2 protein-coding genes are annotated in these 1,669 nt (G+C 40.0%); both read right to left on the bottom strand.

Annotated elements, in window-relative coordinates:
• On the bottom strand, positions 1 to 290 hold a 290-nt coding region (locus HUZ36_RS21590; RefSeq protein WP_176033945.1), incomplete at its 3' end, for a TubC N-terminal docking domain-related protein.
• Position 291: 1 nt separating this feature from the next.
• Positions 292 to 1,669: non-ribosomal peptide synthetase (locus HUZ36_RS21585; RefSeq protein WP_176033944.1), on the bottom strand; the 1,378-nt coding region annotated here is incomplete at its 5' end.

Genomic DNA, 1,669 nt, shown 5'->3' with positions numbered 1-1,669 from the left:
GTGCTACCTTGCAAACTATCAATAAACCATAGCCGCTGCTGGGCAAAAGACAGAGGGAACTTATCTGTGTTTCTGTCAACAGGAATGACCGAATTGCTTTCCACTTGAGAATGAAGTGACTCTAAGCGCGTTAAGCAATCAATAAATTCTCTCTTATTTTGCCTTATAAGATCACTTATTTCAGCTGTGATGGCTCCCTTGGGAGCCTTAGCAGTTAACGATCCATTCTCTGTCATTTGCAAAATAATGTCTTGTCTAGCCAACTGCTGGATAAGGTTTAATGCATTCATCTCAAAACTCGAACTCTTCGTATTCGGCAACATCATCTACCTCGTTGATAGACTGACTTACCGCTATAATTTCACATAGGGAAGCAAGCTCTTGCAGAGTCTGCACATCAAAAAAAGCATTCATTGAGATTGTGATCCCTAGGACTTCCTCAATTTTTCTTACAAACTTCATTATTAATAGGGAGTGCCCTCCCAGTTCAAAAAAGTTTGCTTTAATACTTATTTTACTTTGTTCCAGTTCCAACAATTCAGAACAAATATCCACTAGTGCCAGCTCAGTTTGGCTCTGCGGTGCAACGTATTCTTCATTAAAACCGACACCTTCAATTTCTAGTAATTGCTTTTTGTCGATTTTTCCATTTGGTGTTAATGGCCACTCTTCAACTTCCACAAAAAAGCTAGGCACCATATATTCAGGTAATGCTAAACGAAGCGCTTTCTTAACTTCATCAATATTGATGTCACCATCGTGGCCTTTTAGGTATGCGATTAAGCGGTTATCTTCTCCAACCTGCTTCGCAATGACTAGGCATGAGTCAATTTCAGCAAGTTGAGATAATTCAAACTCGATTTCCCCAAGCTCTATCCTAAATCCTCTTATCTTCACCTGATCATCAATTCGACCAAGAAACGCTAAATTACCACAAGGAAGATACTTTACTAAATCTCCTGTACGGTAAAGTCGAGCAGCCTGAACTCCCTGTCCTACTGTGGAATATGGATTACTAACAAACTTAGCTGCCGTTAGCTCGGCTTGGTGCCTATATCCTCTAGAGACACCATCACCTCCCAAATATAACTCTCCTACAGAGCCGTAAGGTAATAGCTGGCCATCTTCATTTAAAATCAGCGCAATACTATTTGAAATCACACGGCCAATACTTGGCGTTGACTGTACCGCATTATTAAACCTGATCCCGGTTGAGTAGGTCGTATCTTCAGATGGGCCATATAGATTACAAACGCTAATCGCCGTATATTGTTCAAATATTTTGTTGATAAGCTCACTGTGTAATGCTTCTCCCGCAAGATTAATGACCCGGATTTTCTCTAAATAAGTATTATTATCTAGCAAAGCCGAGATAGCTGAAGGAACTGTATTAAGTAAGGTGACATCCCGAACACACTGCTCTGTCACTACTTCTAAAACATTTTTAACGAGTCTTACTTTTGTGCCAACACTTAGCGGTAAAAATAATTCAAAAACAGATAAATCAAAACTTAAAGAAGTACTCGCTAATACTGTTTGCAACTCTGCCGTTGAATAAAAATGCTTGCCCCAATTCAACATTGCAACCGTATTTTGATGCTCAATCATCACGCCTTTTGGCTGTCCTGTCGAGCCTGAGGTATAAATCACATACGCCAGATGTGATGCG

The organism is Pseudoalteromonas sp. McH1-7 (assembly GCF_013366255.1).
GTDB classification, from domain to species: Bacteria; Pseudomonadota; Gammaproteobacteria; order Enterobacterales; family Alteromonadaceae; genus Pseudoalteromonas; species Pseudoalteromonas peptidolytica.
Note: the sequence above shows the minus strand (reverse complement) of the source record. Positions and strands in the feature narration are given on the sequence as shown.